This window comes from Pseudomonas sp., from assembly GCF_050739935.1.
GTDB lineage: Bacteria > Pseudomonadota > Gammaproteobacteria > Pseudomonadales > Pseudomonadaceae > Aquipseudomonas.
Genome location: NZ_JBOICF010000023.1, coordinates 35,109 through 54,755 on the forward strand (window position 1 = coordinate 35,109; position 19,647 = coordinate 54,755).

Here is a 19,647-nt window from a genome sequence, read left to right on the forward strand (position 1 = left end):
TTCCTAAAGCCGGAAATACAGTTCGTTATTAAGTTGGTAGCGGCGCAACAGTCGATGAGATGTCTTGAAGGTTTCAGCGTTCACTTGGCGCAGATGCAACAAGGCGCAATAGTTCGAGCGTATTCAATGGCTTGATAAGACAACCAAGTAATGGAACGCCGTTTCTGATGGCTTCATTTTCGATGTCGAGCAGCTGCGACGGTTCAAGGCCGCTCAGCAGTACGGCGTGGCGGATCAGGCCGCGTCGAGCGGCGACGTCGATCAGTTCGATACCGCTCATGTCTGGCAGACGCTGATCGCACAGCAGCAGATCGTAGGGCTCGGCGCTGCGCTCGAGCGCTGCGAGTGCTTCGGCGGCATTCAGGGCAGGCGTTACCAGATAGAGCCCATGGTTGTTGAGCAGGATTTGCAGAGAGATGAGTTGAAACGGGTGATCCTCTACCAGCAGAATTCGAAGACTGTGTCTGGACATCGGGCTTTCCTGGAGGGGCGGTGGGCTCGGCGAGACGCTGGCGCGGGGCGAGGCGCTCGACGGGAGCATGCGTGGGTAAGATGCTTGGGCTGGTAAGGGGTTGGGTCGCCAGCGTTAACGGGCTGGCGGATTATTCGGTAGCGGTCTTAGGGCAGCGATAGGGTATTTCCGGCTTCCGTGTAGGACGCTTCCTAAGATTAGGTTTTCTTTTCTTTGGCGCGTGAAAAGAAAAGCCCGATCTCCGTTAGGATTTCGGGCTTTCAGCATTGCCTTACAGGCATTGGTCTACTGGAGAGGACCTGAGCGTCCGGTCATTTCCCGGGCCATCTCGCTGGCATAGCTGTCGGTCATGCCCGCGATAAAATCGATGACTCGCAGGAACGAGGTGTGCAACGGCCAGCTCGGGTCGGGTGCGTTGTTGCCCAGCAGATCGAGAATGCGTCGGCTCTTGAATGACGGCGTGTGCCCGCCGTATTGCTCCAGCGCCGCACCGCAGAACGCATTGAGCAGGATCTCCAGCGTGGTGTAGGCGCCGATCTCGTGAAGCGTCTTGCGTTTGTCCTGGAAGATCTTCTTGCGGGCCATGTCCTTTGCGCTGAGCACACAGCGTTTGGCAGGACCATGCATGTGTTCCACCAGATCGCCCTGCAGCGTCCCCGCCAGCAAGGCGTCCTGCTGCTCGACAAAGGCGCGCGCGGCAGCGTTGGTCAGGTGCTCGATGGCCTTGCCGCGCAGGATCGCCAGCTTGCGCCGACGTGAGTCGTCGGGGCCAAGCTGGCGGTAGGTCTCAGGGAGGTCATCGCCTACCAGTCCGAGCAGCAGGGATTCGACTTCCGGATAGCTGAGCAACTCCATTTCCAGCCCGTCTTCGAGGTCGATCAGCGCATAGCAGATGTCGTCGGCAGCCTCCATCAGGTACACCAGTGGATGCCGCGCCCAGCGTTGCTCCTCCAGCTGCGGCAGCCCGAGTTTGTGGGCGATCTGCTCAAGGATCGGCAGCTCACTCTGGTAGCAGCCGAACTTGTGTTTCTTGTAGCCCAGCGAATCGGCATGCCGCGCGGTCCACGGGTACTTGAGGTATGTCCCCAGGGTGGCGTAGGTCAGGCGGGTGCCACCTTCGAACTGGTGATATTCCAGTTGCGTCAGCACGCGAAAGCCTTGGGCATTGCCTTCGAAATTGAGAAAGTCATTGCGTTCGACTTCACTCATCGCGTCGAGCCAGCCCCGTCCTGCCGCCTGTTTGAACCAGTTGCGGATCGCGTCTTCGCCGGAGTGGCCGAAGGGTGGATTGCCGATGTCGTGGGCCAGACAGGCCGATTGCACGACCATGCCCAGATCGCTCGGTTCGCACCAGTCGGGCAGGGCGCTGCGCAGGGTCTCGCCAACCCTCATGCCCAATGAGCGACCGACGCAGCTGACTTCCAGCGAATGGGTCAGGCGCGTGTGGATGTGATCGTTGCTGGTCACCGGGTGGACTTGGGTCTTGCGTCCGAGGCGGCGGAAGGCGCCGGAAAATATGATGCGGTCATGGTCTTTGTGGAACGGACTGCGCCCCAACTCTTCAGGGCTGTGCAAGGTCTTGCCGAGGCGCTCGCGGGTGAGCAGTGTCTGCCAATCCAAGGCCGGTACTCCGTCGGGGTGATTACCGGCCTAGCTTCCCGGTTAGTCCACTGGGCTGCAAGCAGAAGATCGCGACATCGAAGAATCAAAAGCCTGCGGCGTCGACGTCAATTAGCAGCAGACGCTGGCCGTTGTTGAAGAACTGTCCCGCCGTCAGGCAGTACTGGTTGCTGGTGGCGTCGCGATAAGTGTTGGACAGAGTCAGGCGGCGCTCGTGCCAACCCTCGGCGAGCAGGTGGTAGAAGTACGGGCGCCAGGACCAGTTATGCCCCATGTAGCGGGTATCGGCGATCCACGCGCCGTTGCGCAACTCCAGGTTCGGCGTAAGTTGCGTGCCATGTCGGTCGCACTGATAAAAGCGCAGCAGCCAGGGGTAGTCCGCCACATCCGGCAGATTCGCAAGTGGCGCGTCGCCTTCGGCCCACGCCTGCAGTCGCTGCATGAGTTGACTAAGCTGCTTGCGCAGGCTCATCCAGCGCTCGCGATCCACCACCTTTTGCATCACATAACGATCTCGCAGTTCGGCGAAGCGTTCGACGAAGGCGTCGGCGGCGAAAAAATCTTCCTCGGCCTGGGCGAAGAGAAAACTCTGAACATAGCGAGAACCGCATTCCAGAGCGAAATTCAGCTCCGCTTCGGTTTCAACGCCCTCGGCGATAATCCAGCAACCGGTCTTTTCTGCCATCTGCGCCAGCGCCTTGACCACATCGCTGCTCGGACCACCGCGTGCAGCGGCCTGGAACAGACGCATGTCGAGCTTGAGGATGTCGGGCTGTAACGCCAGCACGCGGTCGAGCTGGGAGTAACCGGCACCGAAGTCGTCGATGGCAATGCGTGCGCCCGCGTCACGATAGCGTGCCACTACCTCGCTCAGGCGCTGGCTGTCGCCGCTCAGTTCAGTGATTTCGAAAACGATTCGTTGCGCGGCGATACCGTGTTGCTGAAGTTGCGTGAGGCTGGGCAGCGGCTGGCCGGGGCGCATGCGACTGATCCAGCGGGGGGAAATATTGAGGCTCAGAAACCAGTCATTCGGAACTTCATGCAGCCGTCCGAGGGCGTTGTCGCGAATCAATCTGTCCAGACGCCGCAGTTCGGCTGCGGGCCTTTTCGGGTCGGCGAACAGAGGGCCTACGGACTGCAGGCGACCATCGTCTTGACGCAGGCGTCCCAATGCTTCAACGCCTGCAATACGGCCAGTAGCGGTATCGATGAACGGCTGAAAGCACGCTAGCGGTTGCCCATCGATCACATGGCCTCCTTAATGGCGAATGGGTTATTCAGGCGGACACCGCCGCTTCACCCCATGTGAATCATGGGGCAAAGAGGCGGATAGGGTTTGTTTGCAAGATTGCAGCCAAATGGCCAGCTCAGCGGCGTCGACCGGAACTCTGAATGATGAGTCTGATGATTGGCATGAGACTGGCGCTGAGTTTGATCAGCCGAGTGACGTTACCGGTGCGTTTGCTGCGCGCGCCTTTACCGGTGAGGAAACCCAGAAGCGATACTGCTCCGACACCCCACAGCGGCGCATGCTTGATGCCCAACGAGCCGGGCAGGTCATGGGCCATTCCGCGCATTCGATGCAGGGGTCGCATCAATTGCGCCGATTCGTGACGGATCTCCTGGCGGTGCATTTCCATGCGCAGGCGTATAAGCGCCTTGCGCAGTTCGCGACGATTATGAGTCTGGGGCGAATCAGGCGTACTCATGGCATCAGTCGCTCGCGGTCATTGGCCAGTTCTTCCAGGGTGGAATGAAACGGCGAGGATTCATCGAAAATCGCGGCTTTGAGGCGCATCGCGCAGAACAATGCGGCGAGTGTATAAAACGCGCAGAGGCCGATGATGCCGGTCAGGCGATAGCTGTCCCAAACCAGAATCAGCAGCAGCGCCGACAGACCGATCAGCAGCAGCAACGCGAATACCAGCGCCAGCCCTGCAAACAACAACAGGCTGACGGTGCGCGCTTTCTGTTCCTGCAACTCGATGCCGAACAGCTCGACATGGCTGTGCAGCAGGCCCAGAAATGCTGCCCCCAAGCGGCGGGGCGAGGACGTGTTGTCGGTCTCGGAAGGACCTGTTCCTGGCGTCATATCGGTCAGCGCCTGGTAGCCAGCAGACCCAGCAGGAAGCCGACACCCGCGGCGATACCCACTGACTGCCATGGATTGGCTTGTACATATTCTTCGGTCGCAACCACTGCTTCCTTGCTGCGCTCGCGCAGGGTGGCTTCTGCCACGGCCAGCGTTTCACGCGCGCGCACCAGACTTTCGTTGATTTGGTCGCGCAGCTCGTCAGCCTGTTCACCGGCCAGAGAGGCCGTGTGCGCCAGCAACTTTTCCGTGTCGGCAACCAGCGTCTGGAAATCTGACATCAAAACGTCCTGGGCTTTCTCTGCTGTTGGGCGAGCCATAGTGTTCTCCGTAGGGTTTGCGATATTGGCTTTCGAGTATGGCCTATTCCTGAAGGTTCATTTGAATTGCCGCAAGTTGCACTTCCAACGGCTGGTACAGCTTTTGCTTCTCAGTGGTGCGCCAGGGAGGCACAGCGCTCCAATGCGGAGCGCGTCGGTCGGCGAAACGCCGAAACATTGATCCAAAACCATAAAACCAAAAAAAGACGCCCTGGCGTTCAATTCTTCTGTCTTCCGGTGTGCGCCAAATCGGTTCATATCGACTGCGTGCCGCGCCAGTTTGGTGCTATCGGCGCGCTCAACAGGGGAGGTTGTCCTGCTTTGGTGCTTTTCATGACTTGCAGGCCTGCCCCTCGATGGAAAATGTGCAAAGCGCGGTGGACACCCTGATCCACAGCTCCAATACCCTGTTCATCTTGATCGGTGCGGTCATGGTTCTGGCCATGCACGCCGGTTTCGCCTTTCTGGAAGTCGGCACAGTCCGGCAGAAGAACCAGGTCAACGCGTTATCCAAGATCCTCAGCGATTTCGCCGTGTCGACCCTCGCTTATTTCTTTGTGGGTTACTGGATTTCCTACGGGGTCAGCTTCCTGCAGCCTGCGAGCGTGCTGGCCACCGATCATGGCTATGGATTGGTAAAGTTCTTCTTCCTGCTGACATTCGCTGCGGCCATCCCAGCGATCATCTCCGGCGGCATTGCCGAACGCGCACGCTTCGCGCCGCAGTTATGCGCGACGGTGCTGATCGTGGCGTTCGTTTACCCGTTCTTCGAAGGCATGGCGTGGAATGGCAACTTCGGTCTGCAGGCCTGGTTGCTGCGGACCTTTGGCGCCGCTTTCCATGACTTCGCGGGTTCGGTAGTGGTTCATGCCATGGGAGGCTGGCTGGCGCTGGCGGCAGTGACTTTGCTCGGTGCACGCAACGGTCGGTATCGCGACGGCAAGCTGGTGGCCTATCCGCCTTCAAGCATTCCGTTTCTGGCGTTGGGCTCGTGGATCCTCATAGTCGGCTGGTTCGGTTTCAACGTCATGAGCGCGCAGACCCTGGATGGCGTCAGCGGGCTGGTGGCGGTCAATTCATTGATGGCCATGGTCGGGGGCACTGTCGCCGCCCTGATCGTCGGGCGCAACGACCCGGGCTTCTTGCACAACGGCCCGCTGGCCGGGCTGGTGGCGGTATGTGCCGGCTCCGACCTGATGCATCCGGTCGGAGCCTTGATCACCGGGCTCATCGCTGGCGCGCTGTTCGTCTGGTGCTTCACCGCCGCGCAGGTGCGCTGGAAGATCGACGACGTGCTGGGTGTCTGGCCGCTGCATGGCCTGTGCGGTGTCTGGGGCGGGATTGCCTGTGGCATCTTCGGCCAGGCCGGTTGGGGCGGTCTGGGCGGCGTCAGCCTGATCAGCCAGTTGATCGGCAGCGCACTCGGTGTGCTGATTGCGCTGGCCGGGGGCTTCCTGGTCTATGGCGCGATCAAGCTGTGCCTGGGGCTGCGACTCAGCCAGGAGCAGGAGTACTACGGTGCAGACCTGTCGATTCACAAGATCGGTGCCGTCAGTCACGACTGATTGGGGGGGCGAACCTCCGGATGATCGATTCTCTGTAACAGCAAGGCTTGCCAGCGGTGACGGTCCTTGGGATCGCTGCCGTCGGCAAGCCGTGCTGCTATAGGGTCGGTGCTTGCAGGATTGTCGTTTGATTCGCCGTCGCCGTGTTACGGCTGGGTGGAATAGGGCGGATTCGAGAAGCTGTTGCTTGATCGACAACGATTTTTCCAGACAGCGCTTGCGCCTCGACGCTGTTTCCGGGCGGGCCTAAACTGACCCTCCAGCGTTAGCTCTGCACGCGGAGGGTCAGGACATGCCACCGGAATGCCAACTGTTCGGAACACTGGGTTGCTATTTATGCGAAGTCGCCGAGGCCGAGCTGATGCCCCTGGTGGAGCATGGCCTGTTGGTCGAATTGGTGGATATTGCCGAGAGCGAAGCCATGCACGACATTTATGGCTTGCGTATTCCGGTACTGAGGCGCACTGACACCGGTGCCGAGCTGGACTGGCCGTTCGACACCGGGCAGGTGGTGATGTTCTTGCGCGATCAGGTCAAGGGCTGAGCCGGGAGACTCCCGGTCAGCATGACCCTGAGACGTCGGTGCAACATTGCTTCAGAGGTACTGAGTGTCGACGACCATCGCTTTGGCGACCGCTTCTTTCTGCGCTTCGCTCATGCCGTCCCATACGTGGACTTTGGCGTAGTAGCCAAGGCCGGCGACGATGTACAGGCTCAGGGTGAAGACAATGAACACCGACATGAACGTCCAGCGGCCTACGTCGTTTTCTTCATCGGAAAAAGATTGCGAGTAGCCTTCTTCGCTTTCGGCCGGGGTGCCGGTGGAAAGGCGTTTGATCCATTGAAACAGTTGTACCAGCATGTGCATAACCTCAAAGTTGAAATACAAAATCTGTCGTGGGCAGTGCAGGACACCGGGGTGTCTCGAGTCTTCAGTGCCGACGTTGTAAGTCCGGCGTTCGCGCGTCCAGGCGCTGAACAAACGCTGAAAACGAAAAAAGCCCGTCGAGGACGGGCTTTCTTTTTATGAGTTCAGGTCTTGCAGGCGTTTTCGATTTCGATCAAGACCTGGGCCATGTCGATTCGGTTTCGCGCCTGCTTGCCGAGTTAGAAACATTTTAGAACAAATCATTTTCCGCTTCTACAGCTGTCATGTAGATGTCTGACAACTGGTACGTCTCAGGGCTGCGACAAATCGTCGCCTATGACTGTTGCAATATGAAAATGCAGGTTATCGAATCATTTATGAAATGAGGCACGCATCTGTAGCAGCATGGCTTGCCGGCGATAAGGCATTTTGAATCGCTACCGTCGGCAAGCCATGCTGCTACAGGCGGGGCATCGCGAATGCCGACCGGCTCGCGCAAGGTAATGGGGCTGGGCGATAATGCCGGGCTTGCCGTGTCAGCCATCCCTCGATCCTGAGTTGCCCATGTCCGAATCCGTTTTCATTCCTGCCGCGCGTCAGGCCAGTACCCTTTATCTGCCGCCGGGTCCCTGGCTCACTGTGCTTGATTGCCTGTGCGAGCGGTTCAGTGCGATCAGCCGGGAACAGTGGCTGGACCGGATCGCCCGCGGCCGAGTGCTCGATGCCCAGGGCAAGCCTATCGCCGAAGATCTTGCTTATCGCGAGGGTCTGCGCATTCATTATTTTCGCGAGGTGCCCAATGAGACGCCGATCCCGGTGCAGGAGCAGATTCTGTATGCGGACGCGCATCTGGTCGTTGCCGACAAACCGCATTTTCTGCCCGTGACGCCTGCCGGGGAATATGTCGAGCAGACCCTGCTGCGCCGGCTGATTCGCACCCTGGACAACCCCGATCTGGTGCCGTTGCACCGCATCGATCGCCATACCGCAGGCCTGGTGCTGTTCTCCGCCGACAAGCAGAGCCGCTCGGCGTATCAGGCGCTGTTCCCGACCCGCCAGATTGACAAGCGCTACGAAGCCATTGCCCGCGCGCTGCCCGAGCTTGAATTTCCCAGGGTACATAAGAGCCGCCTGGTGGATGGCGAGCCGTTCTTTCGTATGCAGGAAGGGCAAGGGCAGAGCAACACCGAGACCCGCATCGAGGTATGCGAGCGCAACGGCGATCTGTGGCGCTACGGTTTGTATCCGGTGACCGGCAAGAAGCATCAGTTGCGGGTGCACATGGCGGCGCTCGGGGCGGGGATCTGCAACGACCCGTTTTACCCGGATGTGATCAAGGACGCGGTGGATGACTATGACAAACCGCTGAAGCTGCTGGCGCAGGGGTTGCGCTTCGTCGATCCGCTGACCGACGAAGAGCGGTTCTTCGAGAGCCGGATCAAGCTGGATTGGTGATTTCGGGTTCTCTACTGCAGCTGTAGCAGTCCGGCGTGCCGCCTGTAGCGGCGGGGCGTATTCAGCGTTGAGTAGGTTGCGTGCAACTGCCCCTGCGGCCGAGAATCAGATTCTCGGCTGCCGGCGTGTGTCCCGCGACAAACAGCAAGCCGGGAATTGGGTTAAGATCCCTGCGCGACAAGTCCTCCCAGCGGTAACGAACACGTTGCTCATCCACCCTTCATGCGGCGACCGTTATGCCTGACACCTTTGCGTTTGCTCAAGACATCGCCTCCGTGGCGAAGATCGATGCCGTTCCGATCATTCTGAGCATGGTCAAGCACGTGACCGGCATGCGCTTCGCTGCGGTGGCGCGAGTCACGGACCGGCGCTGGGTGGTATGCGCTGTCGATGACTCGATCGATTTCGGCCTCCAACCCGGTGGCGAACTGGTGCTGGAGTCGACCATCTGCCATGAGATACGGCAGAAACGCCAGCCAGTGCTCTTCACCCATGCCAGCGAACACCCGGTGTATTCGCTGCACCACACCCCTAAAACCTATCAATTGGAAAGCTACGCCTCGATCCCCATCGTCAAGGCCAATGGCGAATTTTTCGGCACGCTGTGCGCCATCGATACCGTGCCCGCGCATTTCGATGAAAACGCTGTGCTCAAGACCCTGACCCTGTTCGCCCAACTGATCGCGATGCAGCTGGACTTGCAGCAGGACCTGGAAAGATCCGAAAGCGCGCTGGCCGATGCTACTGAAGCGGGGCGCCTGCGCGAGCAGTTCATCGCGGTATTGGGTCATGACCTGCGCACACCGCTCAGCGCTATCCGCATGAGTGCCGATCTGCTTGAAACCCGGCTTGACGACAAGCGCGAGCGCAGCCTGGCCAGCGCCATCCGCAAAAGCTCGCAGCGTATGGGCGCGCTGATTGAAGACGTGCTGGATTTCGCCCGTGGCAAGCTCGGCGGCGGTATTCCGGTGCGGCGAACGATGGTCGATGACCTGCAAAGCGTTTTCAATTCGGTAGTGGCCGAGATCTGTGCGTCGGAGCCTGACACGCAGATTCATCAGAACATGGTTATCCCTTCCGGCATTTATTGTGATCCGGCGCGCATTGGCCAGCTGCTGTCGAACCTGCTGGGCAATGCTGTCAAGCACGGGACACGGGAATTTCCCATTGAGGTCACGACGCATATGGACGGCGGCGAGTTCGTGCTGTCGGTCACCAATCAGGGAGTCTGCATCCCCGAGGCATCGATGCCGTTGCTATTTGAGCCATTCAAACGCTCCGAAGCGGGCTCCAGAGAAGAAGGGCTGGGCCTTGGGCTGTACATCGCCGCGCAGATCATGAATGGCCATCGGGGTACGCTTTCTGTCAGTTCATCGATTGAACAGGGCACCTGCTTCGTCGCGCGTTTTCCGGCCAGGCTTGAATGAGACACCGGGCGGCGGGTCGCAGCCCTGGTCGCCGGGGGGGCAGTGGTAAAACAAAGACTGTTTATATTTTTTTCACATGAATATGCCTATAGTGGCGGCCCTTGTTGGGGAGTAGCCTGCTCTTGACCCCCGGTTCAGAGCGTTCGCGTCAACATTCTCGGCTGCATGCCGTGGCGCGGACACCTTCGGGTTGGCGAGACCAACGATGCATCCATGCCTAAGTCGGGCGTGTGGTTGCGTCGTTGACTCAGAGCCCGACTGGACGTAATCCGTGAACCCGATTTCCCTCATCTTCGTCGCGCTGGCCATGTCCACGGACGCTTTCGCGGCGGCTATCGGCAAAGGCTCCAGCCTGCACAGACCGCGTCTGACCGAAGCCTTGCGCACCGGTCTGATCTTCGGTGTCATCGAAGGCATCACCCCTATCGTCGGCTGGGGCGTCGGTCAGGTGGCTAGCCGTTTCGTCGAGAACTGGGATCACTGGATCGCCTTCGTGTTGCTGCTGGGATTGGGACTGCACATGATCTACAACGGCTTCAGGCACGATGATGAAGAATCAGAGAAGCCTGACCGACACTCCTTTCTGATTCTGGCGGTCACCGCGTTTGCCACCAGCATCGATGCGCTGGCGGTGGGTGTCGGGCTGGCGTTCGTTGACGTGAATATCCTGGTTGCGGCTGCGGCGATCGGCATCGCCACCCTGGTCATGGTTACCCTTGGTGTAATGCTCGGCCGGGTGCTGGGAACGGTGGTCGGCAAGCGCGCCGAGATTGTTGGCGGCATTGTGTTGATGATGGTCGGCGCGACCATCCTTTATGAGCATCTGTCGGCCGCCTGATTCGTGAATAACAACGCACTCGAACCATAAATCTCACAGCGGAGAAGGTCACACCGGCGACGTCCACACCCGCGCCCAAACGACTGCACACGCTCAGCACGCTCACTGAGGCAAGGCGATCTTCAACCCTCGCATTCGGGAATGGCTGCCTCGTTGCTGCCTGATCGATCAGCGCTGGGCCGAGGCTGTGCTGTTCGTTGTGGGGCGCTGTTCGCCTGCCGGGCTTCCGCGCGCACGACCAGCCAGATTCCGACCCCGGAAATTCCCATTCCGCCCGCCATTTGCCAGGACAAGGGCTCATCGAACATGGCCCAGGCCCACAGCATGGTAACGGGCGGGCTGAGGTACAACACGCTGGCGACGCGCGTTGCGGTGGCGCGACGCAGGCAAATCCAGTAAAGCCCGTAACCGCCGATGGTCGACAGGCCCACGGTCCACAGCACACTCAGCGCGAAGCCTGTGCTCGGAATTGGCACCAGACTGCCGCGCATGCCTTCGATGGCAGCGAATGCAAAGCTGGAGACGAAGCATTGCAGCCACAGGTTTGGCAGCAGGCCCATTGACCGCGAAGTGCCCGCGTTTTTTTGCCACAGGGTCGCCACGGCCAATGACAACATGCCCGCCAGTGGCAGGCCGTACGCCCACAACGGCGCGCTGCCCCAGGCCAATGCGCCGTGGGTCACCCATACCACTCCGGCCAGGCCGATAACCAGTCCCTCCCAGACCTGACGCACCAGTCGTTCGCCAAGCACCACCGCCGCCAGCAATGCCATGCCCAGCGGCAGCAGGTCGGCGAACAGCGCAGCCAGCCCAGCCGGGACGCCCAGCGCGATGCCTTGGGTGACGCCCGCCAGGTAGCCGGCCATGGCCAGCAGGCCGATTCCAGCATTTTTGAGCAGGGTGCCGAAGGCTGTCTGACGCAGTTGCCTGGCGACGAAAGGAAACAATATGAGGCTGACGATCACGCAGCGCCAGAACACCACTAGCAGCGCCGGGGCGTAGTCGATGGACAATCGTGCGCCAATGAATCCTGAGCTCCACGTCAGCACCAATGCTGCCTCGAGCAGTGGCAGTGGAAGTGTCTGGCGCCAGCTGGATCTGGCCCGTGTGTTGTCTGAGATCGATGTGTGCTGGTTCATTCCCAAAGGCTACGGAACCGGAGTAGTCTAATAAATCAAAATAAACTGCAGCAGTTGTTCACAAAGGTTAAACCATGAACGCAGTCCTCGATATCGAACTTGTCCGCACCTTTCATGCAGTCGCGCGCATCGGCAAGTTCAGTGCCGCAGCAGAGCAACTCCATAAAAGCCCAGCGGCGGTGAGCGTGCATATCCAGCGCCTCGAAACGGTCGCGGGCGGCCGACTGCTGAACCGCGATAACCAGTCGGTCTCGCTGACCGTGCTGGGCAAGCGCCTCCTGGTGTCCACCACCGAACTGCTGCGCACCCACGATCAGGCGCTGGCCGACCTGCACGGCACCGACCTTGCGGGACGAATAACGCTGGGTGTGCCCGACGAGTACGCGCCGCATGTCATTCGGGACATTCTGCCCACCTTCACGACAGCATGGCCGAATGTCGTGCTGGAACTCACGACTGCACCGAGTCATGCGCTAAGAGAGCAGGTACAGCGCGGCAAGTTGCAGGCCGCTGTCGTTGCGCAGACCAAAGGATATTCAGGGCCGGAGGCGCAGGTGCTGGTGGCCACTACACCGGTCTGGGTGGGGCCGGCCAACACCAGTCTTGCCCTGATCGATCCGTTGCCCCTGGCCGCCCATGCCCCGCAATGCCCTTACCGGCAAGCCATGATCGCTTCCCTGAGAGAGGCGGGCCGCCGATCACGCATCGTGCTCGAAAGCCCTTCCAATCAAGCGGTCAAGGCGTGCGTGGAAGCAGGGCTGGGGATCAGCTTGATTGACCGCGCCAAAGTCACCGAACACATGCAGATTCTGGAAGGGTTGCCAGTTATCGCCGAGCATGAGGTGGTGTTCCTGCGCAGCCAGGCTTCGCAGGGGGACGAAGCGGTGGACCTGCTTTCCCGGGCGATGCAGCAGTATTTTCGGATGTAGCTGCACCACGACGCTGGCACGTGCACGTGTGTAGCCGTACTGCTACAGGAAGATGTCCGCCACTTGTGATCTACGTGGCGGAAATTCCACTGCGCTTTGGAGCTGGTCCAGTGCAGGCGCGGGGTGATGCCGCTCATGTTGACGATGTGCAGCACAGCCAACGGGCGCTCGCCGGTGAACGATTTACGGCGAATAATCGTCACCGTGTTTCGCTTCAGTCAATCAATCAATCAATCAATCAATCAAGCCGGCGGCACAGGTAGGCCTGGGTCTGGTACGGGAATTCGATGGTCTGGCGGCCGCGAAGGGCAGGGTGCGTCCGAATCAGCTCACGCAGTTGCTCGGTGATCGCGGCCTTTTCGGGATCCGGCAATGCAGCGATGAAGCTCACTGACAGGAAGCGGTTCATGATCACAGTCTCGGCAGGGCCAGAATGCGCATAGTTGAAGCAGGTAAGTTCAGGCTGCGCGAAATAGCGCCCGTTGAACGGCTGACGCCAGTTGCCGGTGTGAAAGCGTGGGGTGTCGCCTTCGTAAGGGGTGATGATCCGGGTAATTTCGGCGACCCAGTCCACCGACTCGTCGCGCACATTCCAGATCAGGCCGAGACGACCACCAGGTTTGAGCACGCGATGTATCTCGGCCAGAGCGGTCTCATTGGCAAACCAGTGGAAGGCCTGGGCACAGACCAGCACGTCGGCGCTGGCATCGGCCAGGGGCAGGGACTCGGCGGTGCCGTGGACAATAGGCGTGTCGGGAAGACTCTTGGCGAACTCCTGACGCATGGGCTCCACCGGTTCCACAGCGGTCACGTGATCGGTCAGCGGTTTGAGCAACCGGGTGAACTTGCCGGTCCCCGCGCCCAGATCCACCACCGACGACTGAACGTCGATGCCTAGCGTGTGCCTGAGCCATGAACTCAGTTCATCGGGATAATCCGGCCTCCCTTGGTTGTAAGTGCCCGCTTGCGTTGAAAACCCCACCTGAGCTGCTTTGTGAACGACTGGCATGGTCAGCGATCCTCTTGGTGAAAAAGTGGCCGGCGCATTATGCGGCAAATCGCAGACCCACCGCAGTCTGTGTAGCAGCACGGTTGCGTAAAAGCGCTTATACCCTCGTTGCCCTGGCGATGGCGTTCTTTCAAGCGCCGCCTGACTCCTACAGGTACGCAGCGCTTGTATGAGCTTTGGCATTTTCCCTTGGTACCGAAACGACATACGAGCAGTCCGGCTTGCCGGCGGCAGCGCTCTCAGGGACGCCATCGCAGGCCATGCTGCTACAGCTACAGCATCTCCAGCCCTGAAAACTCTTGTTTGCGTTAGAGACACACCAGCAAATGCACCAGCCGCTTCAACCGTTCTTTATGAAATCCACAAACGCCCTTAATGGCGAGGGCAGATATCGGCGACCTGGGTAGTAGAGGAACGGGCCGCTGAACGTCTGCCACCAAGGTTCGAGCACCGGTTCCAGTGCGCCGCTTTCCAGGTGCGGGCGCAGCCAATCCTCGAATAGAAAGACCACGCCCAGCCCGTCGATGGCGGTTTGCACGGCGAGGTCGACGGCGCCGGCGATGTTGACGACCAAAGGGCCGGTCGGGTCGACGCGTACGATTTCACCGTTCTTTTCGTATTCCCACAAAGGCATCGAGCCGCTGGGGAATTTGCCCCGCAGACAGGCGTGCTCGAGCAGATCTCGCGGGTGTTGTGGGCGGCCTCTTGCGTCGAGATAGGCCGGGGCGGCGGCTGTGGCGAAGCGCTGAAAGCGGGGCCCGATGGGCACGGCGATCATGTCTTGTTCCAAGCGTTCGTCGTAGCGAATTCCGGCGTCGCAGCCTGCAGCGAGCATGTCGACGAAGCTTTCCTCGACGATGACTTCCAGACGGATATCGGGATGCGCCTGCAGGAAAGGCGTGATAATCGCGGGTAACACCAGCCGGGCGGCGCTGGCTGGGACATTGAGTTTGAGGGTGCCGGAAGGTCTATCGCGAAAGTCATTGACCACATCCAGTGCTGACTCAACCTCGCCAAGCGCGGGCACGATACGTTCCATCAGCCGCGCGCCTGCTTCGGTGGGCACCACGCTGCGGGTGGTGCGGTTGAGCAGGCGCACGCCAAGGCCCGACTCCATGCGCCGCACCGCATCACTCAGGCTTGACGCAGATTTGCCGCTCGCTCTCGCACCTTCACGAAAACCACCGGCCCTGACCACGGCCACGAACGCCATCAGGTCTTGAATATCCATCGCCATCAGTTCCCACCATTGTCCGATCAGCCGTACAGCCCGTGCCGATTGCACCTGATTATCGATCGATGGGTCAACGCCTATAGTGGTCGAACCCACCTTGATAGAGGCAACGATATGAGCGACGCCAGCAAAGCAGGTACTTTCCAGATCGGCGACCGGACCGTGAATCGCATGGGGTACGGCGCGATGCAATTGGCCGGACCGGGCGTATTCGGGCCGCCTAAAGATGCAAAGGCCGCCGTCGCCGTGTTGCGCGAGGCGTTGGCGCTAGGCGTGAATCACATCGACACCTCCGATTTCTACGGTCCTCACGTGACCAACCAACTGATCCGAGAAGCGCTGCATCCCTATGCCGACGATCTGACGATTGTCACCAAAGTCGGCGCAAAACGCGGTGATGATGCCTCATGGAACCCTGCGCAAAGCCCTGCCGAACTGACTCAGGCGGTACATGACAACCTGCGCAACCTGGGGCTGGACGTGCTGGAAGTGGTGAATCTGCGCGCGTGGGGCAACCTGCATTCGCCGGGTGAGGAATCCATCGCAGAGCAATTTACCGCGCTGGCCGAACTGCAGCAGCAAGGACTCATTCGCCATCTGGGCCTGAGCAACGTCAGCGCTGCGCAAGTGAAAGAGGCGCAGGGCATCGCAGAAGTGGTCTGTGTGCAGAACCACTACAACCTGGCACATCGCACCGACGAGCAGTTGATTGTGGATCTGGCCAAACAGGGCGTCGCCTACGTGCCATTCTTTCCGCTCGGGGGCTTCACTCCGTTGCAATCGGACGTTCTGAGCAGCGTCGCTCAACGTCTGGATGCGTCGCAACTCAATGTGGCACTGGCCTGGCTGCTGCAGCGCGCGCCCAATATCCTGCTGATTCCAGGCACGTCTTCAGTGGCGCACTTGCGGGAGAATCTGGCCGCCGGTGAGCTGAAGATCGCGCCCGAGTTGTTGCCCGAACTGGACGCGGTGGCTGGATCAGGCACGGTGGTTTGATCATAGGCAGGCCAAAGGCTCGCGGGACTCGGATCATGGGCGCCTCCGCCGAAAAACCGTGCCGCTACAGGTTTTGCGGCGAAGGGAACAGCGCCGTTGTCACGGATTACCGGAGGACAACGGCGGGGTGCGCGGCGGCACTTGGCGCTTGTTCCCCGTCGACTCGAACGCCGACGCCAGGCGCAGTAGCGTCGAGTCGTCATAGGCGCGACCGGCGAAGGTCAGCCCCACCGGCATGCCGATATCGGGCATCAGGCCCATTGGCACGGTGACGGTCGGCACGCCCAGATGACGAATGGCGAGGTTGCCGTTGGCGACCCACACCCCGTTGCTCCAGGCAATGTCCGCCGATTGAGGGTCGACATCCGAATTGGCGGGCGCAACGTCCGCCACCGTCGGAAACAACACCGCATCCAGCCCCAACCGATCCATCCATTCTTCGAGGTCGATGCGCCGGGTTTTTTCCAGACCACGCAGGCCGTCTGGCAGGGTATCGATCTCGTTCCAGGGCGTGATGCCGCGCTCGGCCATGCGCACGTATTCATCCATGCCCGCGGCCAGATCGCCTTCGCGGTTGGGCAGGGTGCCAGGGTCGTGAGGGAAGATTTTCGGGCCATCGACATCGACCAGTCGGTTCAGCTTCGGATCGCCGTTGGCGCGCAGGAAGTCATCGAACGCCCAAGCGGTGAGGTCCCACAACTCGTGGTGCAGGAATTCCTTGGACACGATTCCGCGATTGAACACGGTCGGTGCGCCAGGGCGATCGCCTTCGCAGTTGGACACCAGCGGGAAATCGACCTCGATCACTTCGGCGCCAGCCGCTTCGAGGGCCATGCGCGCCTCTTGCCAAAGCCCGATCACCGAGGGCCGGGTATTGATGCGTTGCCCGGTCGGGCCGCCAATGCCGGGGGCATCGCTGGTGCCCGCTTCGGGGTCGGCGTTGATGTACATGCGCGGCACGCCAAGACGCTTGCCCGCCAGTGCGTCGGCTTTTACCGCCAACTCGGCGTAAGACGCGGGACGCACCGAGGCGACGCTGGGAATCGGCACCCAAGGCTGCAAGCGCCAGAGGTCGCCACGGGTGTCAGGGTCTTCGGCTACCACCACGTCAAGCACTTCGAGTAGGTCGGGCATGGTCCGGGCAAACGGCACGACCACGTCCATGGTCGGCGTCAGCGGCCAATTGCCGCGCACTGAAATCACGCCACGTGAAGGCGTATACGCGCACAGTCCGTTGTTGGACGCCGGCCCACGCCCGCTGGACCAGGTTTCCTCGGCCAGACCGAACGCCGCGAAACTGGCAGCAGTCGCTGTGCCTGCGCCGTTCGAGGAGCCGGAAGCGAAGGGGGCGGTGAGGAAGTCCGCGTTGTACGGGCTTTCCGCGCGACCGTAGACGCCGCGCTGCATGCCTCCGTTGGCCATCGGCGGCATGTTGGTCTTGCCCAGACAGATTGCACCGGCGGCACGCAGGCGTTCGATGGTGAAGGCGTCGCGATAAGCGATCAGGTCGGCGAAGGCCGGGCTTCCCGACGCTGCGGTGAGGCCCTTGACCAGATAGCTGTCCTTGGCGGTGTAGGGAATGCCGTCCAGCGGCCCCAGCACCTGACCGGCCGCCCGACGCGCGTCTGCGGCCTGGGCCTCTTTCACTGCATCGGGGTTTCGCACCACAACGGCATTGAGCGCGGTGTCGGTATCGGCACCGTCGTAGGCGTCGATCCGCGCCAGATAGGCCTGCACCAGTTCGACCGAGGTCGTTTGGCCTGACTCCAGCGCGGCTCGAAGCTGGGCAATGGAGACTTCAGTGACTTCGATCATGCTGTCACCGCCAGTGGTCGTGAATGAAGGGTATGAGATGTCTCGAATGGGCTGTTCATTGTGCTTTCCGTTTCGCTGCGCGCTTTCGGGGGAGGCCGGAGCAGGCTGTACTTGCCAGGCTGTAGGAGTATTGCGGGTGCTGTATTTAACACCAAGTGAAGCGGCGCAGGCAGGGGGTGCGCCGATCGTGCCATTAACTCCACTGCGTCGGACCCTCACGACTAGACTGACCTTTGCATCCCCGCACCCCTGGAGAACCGACATGGTCAGCAAGAACACACTCTGTCTCTGGTACGAAGGCACTGCTCTGGACGCCGCTAAATTCTATGCCGCGACGTTCCCGGACAGTGCCGTAACAGCCGTCCACCAAGCGCCGAGTGATTATCCGTCGGGCAAGGAAGGGGATGTGCTGACGGTTGAGTTCACGGTCATGGGCATTCCGTGTATCGGGCTCAACGGCGGGCCCATTTTCAAGCACAGCGAAGCCTTTTCATTTCAGGTGGCGACGGAGGACCAAGCCGAGACCGACCGTCTGTGGAACGCGATCATCGATAACGGCGGTGCGCCCAGCGCCTGCGGCTGGTGCAAGGATAAGTGGGGATTGTCATGGCAGATCACCCCTCGTGTGCTGACCGAAGCCTTCACCAATGCAGACAGAACCGTCGCCAAACGCGCCTTCGAAGCCATGATGCACATGACGAAAATCGACATCGCACTTATCGAAGCCGCAGTCAAAGGCCCAACTGACCCGAATGACCGTCGGTGACACTACCGGCGCGAGCATTTGATCGTTACTCTCTGCCGGAGCGAATTCAGCTAACGAGGCAACGTTGAGCGAAAGACGAGAGTTCAGTGGCGGCATGAAGGGCAAGAACCTTCGTTACCTGGACGACGATAGAAAAACGCCAGGCGCGACGACTCGGGCTGGATTTCTGCTGCTTGAACATTTCTCCCTGCCTGCCTTCACACAGGTGCTGGATACCATCGTCACCGCCAACCTGTTGCGCCCGAAACTGTTTTCGTCACGCACGTTCGGGTTGCAGGAAGGCGAAGTCATCAGCGATCTGGGGCTGGTCATTCGCCCCGATGCGTCGCTTGAATCAGCGGCGCTCAAGGACCTCGACCTGCTGGTGATCTGCGGCGGCTACCGTACGGAACTCAAGGTCGACGATGCGCTGATCAATCTGCTGATCAGCGCTTCAGAGCAGGGGCTCACCCTGGCCGGGCTGTGGAACGGCGCCTGGTTTCTCGGTGCCGCCGGTTTGCTCGAAGGCTACCGTTGTGCGATTCATCCCGAGCATCGTCCAGCGCTGGCCGAGATTTCCAGGGTGACCCATGTCACCAGCGAACCGTTTGTGGTGGACCGCAACCGGCTCACCGCTTCCAGCCCGTCCGGGGCTTTCCACATGGCGTTGGAGTGGATCACGGCGCTGCACGACAAGGCGTTGGTGGAGGGCATCGAAGATATCCTGTCGTTCGAAGAGTCGCGCTACCGACGCATCAAACCCAGTCGCCACATCTCGATGAGCGCGCCGCTCAGGGAGGTCGTCAAACTGATGGACGCCAACCTGGAAGAGCCGCTGGAAATGGAGCAACTGGCGGTGTACGCCGGGCGCTCTCGGCGGCAGATCGAGCGTCTGTTCAAGGAGCAACTGGGGACCACGCCGCAGCGCTATTACCTTGAGCTGCGCATCACCGAAGCCAGGCGCCTGCTGCAGCACACCGAACTGTCCCAGGTTGAAGTGCTGGTGGCGTGCGGCTTCGTCTCGCCGAGTCATTTCAGCAAGTGCTACAGCTCGTACTTCGGCTACCGACCTTCAAAGGAAAAACGCCTAGTGAAGTGAACGGTGGGCGCAGTACGGCTGGAC

The 19,647-nt window shown here is 60.4% G+C and carries 19 protein-coding genes, 1 pseudogene and 1 riboswitch; of the genes and pseudogenes, 9 read left to right on the forward strand and 11 right to left on the reverse strand.

The window, feature by feature from the left end:
* Positions 1–73: 73 nt before the first annotated feature.
* The 6 genes from ACRER8_RS03720 to ACRER8_RS03745 all read right to left on the reverse strand — a co-directional run bounded on the left by ACRER8_RS03720 (position 74) and on the right by ACRER8_RS03745 (position 4,504).
* The gene (locus ACRER8_RS03720; protein WP_431745003.1) at positions 74–472 is read right to left on the reverse strand and encodes a response regulator; all 399 of its coding nucleotides are present in this window, start codon (positions 470–472) and stop codon (positions 74–76) included.
* A gap of 285 nt (positions 473–757) precedes the next feature.
* On the reverse strand, positions 758–2,092 hold the full coding sequence (locus ACRER8_RS03725; RefSeq protein ID WP_431745004.1) for a deoxyguanosinetriphosphate triphosphohydrolase: 1,335 nt from the start codon (positions 2,090–2,092) through the stop codon (positions 758–760).
* An 85-nt stretch (positions 2,093–2,177) separates the two neighbouring features.
* The gene (locus ACRER8_RS03730) at positions 2,178–3,341 is read right to left on the reverse strand and encodes an EAL domain-containing protein (protein WP_431745005.1); all 1,164 of its coding nucleotides are present in this window, start codon (positions 3,339–3,341) and stop codon (positions 2,178–2,180) included.
* Between the two features lie 118 nt (positions 3,342–3,459).
* A complete protein-coding gene (locus ACRER8_RS03735; RefSeq protein WP_431745006.1) occupies positions 3,460–3,801 on the reverse strand; it encodes a hypothetical protein in 342 nt (113 codons plus the stop codon).
* Positions 3,798–4,184: a phage holin family protein gene (locus ACRER8_RS03740; protein ID WP_431745007.1), complete on the reverse strand. Its 387-nt coding sequence runs from the start codon at positions 4,182–4,184 to the stop codon at positions 3,798–3,800. The genes ACRER8_RS03735 and ACRER8_RS03740 overlap by 4 nt, the downstream gene beginning before the upstream one ends.
* A 5-nt stretch (positions 4,185–4,189) precedes the next feature.
* A complete protein-coding gene (locus ACRER8_RS03745) occupies positions 4,190–4,504 on the reverse strand; it encodes a DUF883 family protein (protein WP_431745008.1) in 315 nt (104 codons plus the stop codon).
* 356 nt (positions 4,505–4,860) lie between these two features.
* Here ACRER8_RS03745 and ACRER8_RS03750 point away from each other — a divergent pair, with 356 nt between their 5' ends.
* The gene (locus ACRER8_RS03750) at positions 4,861–6,069 is read left to right on the forward strand and encodes an ammonium transporter (protein WP_431745009.1); all 1,209 of its coding nucleotides are present in this window, start codon (positions 4,861–4,863) and stop codon (positions 6,067–6,069) included.
* Between the two features lie 292 nt (positions 6,070–6,361).
* Positions 6,362–6,613, forward strand: a complete 252-nt coding sequence (locus tag ACRER8_RS03755) for a glutaredoxin family protein (protein WP_431745010.1) — start codon at positions 6,362–6,364, stop codon at positions 6,611–6,613.
* Between the two features lie 51 nt (positions 6,614–6,664).
* Here ACRER8_RS03755 and ACRER8_RS03760 read toward each other — a convergent pair whose 3' ends face one another.
* Positions 6,665–6,931, reverse strand: coding sequence for a hypothetical protein (locus ACRER8_RS03760; RefSeq protein ID WP_431745011.1), 267 nt, complete (start codon positions 6,929–6,931; stop codon positions 6,665–6,667).
* 570 nt (positions 6,932–7,501) lie between these two features.
* Here ACRER8_RS03760 and ACRER8_RS03765 point away from each other — a divergent pair.
* The 3 genes from ACRER8_RS03765 to mntP all read left to right on the forward strand — a co-directional run bounded on the left by ACRER8_RS03765 (position 7,502) and on the right by mntP (position 10,657).
* A complete protein-coding gene (locus tag ACRER8_RS03765; protein ID WP_431745012.1) occupies positions 7,502–8,392 on the forward strand; it encodes a pseudouridine synthase in 891 nt (296 codons plus the stop codon).
* A gap of 236 nt (positions 8,393–8,628) precedes the next feature.
* A complete protein-coding gene (locus tag ACRER8_RS03770; RefSeq protein ID WP_431745013.1) occupies positions 8,629–9,819 on the forward strand; it encodes a GAF domain-containing sensor histidine kinase in 1,191 nt (396 codons plus the stop codon).
* A 99-nt stretch (positions 9,820–9,918) separates the two neighbouring features.
* Positions 9,919–10,085: riboswitch (yybP-ykoY riboswitch) on the forward strand.
* A 5-nt stretch (positions 10,086–10,090) separates the two neighbouring features.
* Entirely contained in the window at positions 10,091–10,657 is a 567-nt protein-coding gene (mntP, locus tag ACRER8_RS03775; protein WP_431745014.1) for a manganese efflux pump MntP, read from the forward strand.
* 206 nt (positions 10,658–10,863) lie between these two features.
* Here mntP and ACRER8_RS03780 read toward each other — a convergent pair.
* Positions 10,864–11,796: pseudogene (locus ACRER8_RS03780) on the reverse strand (DMT family transporter); the annotation flags it as partial.
* Positions 11,797–11,870: 74 nt separating this feature from the next.
* Between ACRER8_RS03780 and ACRER8_RS03785 the strand changes: the two are divergent.
* Positions 11,871–12,725, forward strand: coding sequence for a LysR family transcriptional regulator (locus ACRER8_RS03785; protein WP_431745015.1), 855 nt, complete (start codon positions 11,871–11,873; stop codon positions 12,723–12,725).
* 238 nt (positions 12,726–12,963) lie between these two features.
* On the opposite strand, the gene ACRER8_RS03790 is transcribed toward ACRER8_RS03785, so the two are convergent.
* Together ACRER8_RS03790 and ACRER8_RS03795 are read right to left on the reverse strand one after the other, a co-directional pair.
* The gene (locus ACRER8_RS03790) at positions 12,964–13,734 is read right to left on the reverse strand and encodes a class I SAM-dependent methyltransferase (RefSeq protein ID WP_431745016.1); all 771 of its coding nucleotides are present in this window, start codon (positions 13,732–13,734) and stop codon (positions 12,964–12,966) included.
* A 340-nt stretch (positions 13,735–14,074) separates the two neighbouring features.
* Positions 14,075–14,971, reverse strand: a complete 897-nt coding sequence (locus ACRER8_RS03795) for a LysR family transcriptional regulator (RefSeq protein ID WP_431745017.1) — start codon at positions 14,969–14,971, stop codon at positions 14,075–14,077.
* A 111-nt stretch (positions 14,972–15,082) separates the two neighbouring features.
* Here ACRER8_RS03795 and ACRER8_RS03800 point away from each other — a divergent pair, with 111 nt between their 5' ends.
* Positions 15,083–15,964 (forward strand): aldo/keto reductase family oxidoreductase, encoded by an 882-nt coding sequence (locus ACRER8_RS03800; RefSeq protein WP_431745018.1) that lies wholly within the window; start codon positions 15,083–15,085, stop codon positions 15,962–15,964.
* 99 nt (positions 15,965–16,063) lie between these two features.
* Here ACRER8_RS03800 and ACRER8_RS03805 read toward each other — a convergent pair whose 3' ends face one another.
* The gene (locus ACRER8_RS03805) at positions 16,064–17,779 is read right to left on the reverse strand and encodes an amidase (protein ID WP_431745019.1); all 1,716 of its coding nucleotides are present in this window, start codon (positions 17,777–17,779) and stop codon (positions 16,064–16,066) included.
* 262 nt (positions 17,780–18,041) lie between these two features.
* Here ACRER8_RS03805 and ACRER8_RS03810 point away from each other — a divergent pair, with 262 nt between their 5' ends.
* Positions 18,042–18,545, forward strand: a complete 504-nt coding sequence (locus ACRER8_RS03810; RefSeq protein WP_431745020.1) for a VOC family protein — start codon at positions 18,042–18,044, stop codon at positions 18,543–18,545.
* Positions 18,546–18,609: 64 nt separating this feature from the next.
* On the forward strand, positions 18,610–19,623 hold the full coding sequence (locus tag ACRER8_RS03815; protein ID WP_431745021.1) for a GlxA family transcriptional regulator: 1,014 nt from the start codon (positions 18,610–18,612) through the stop codon (positions 19,621–19,623).
* Positions 19,624–19,647: the final 24 nt, after the last annotated feature.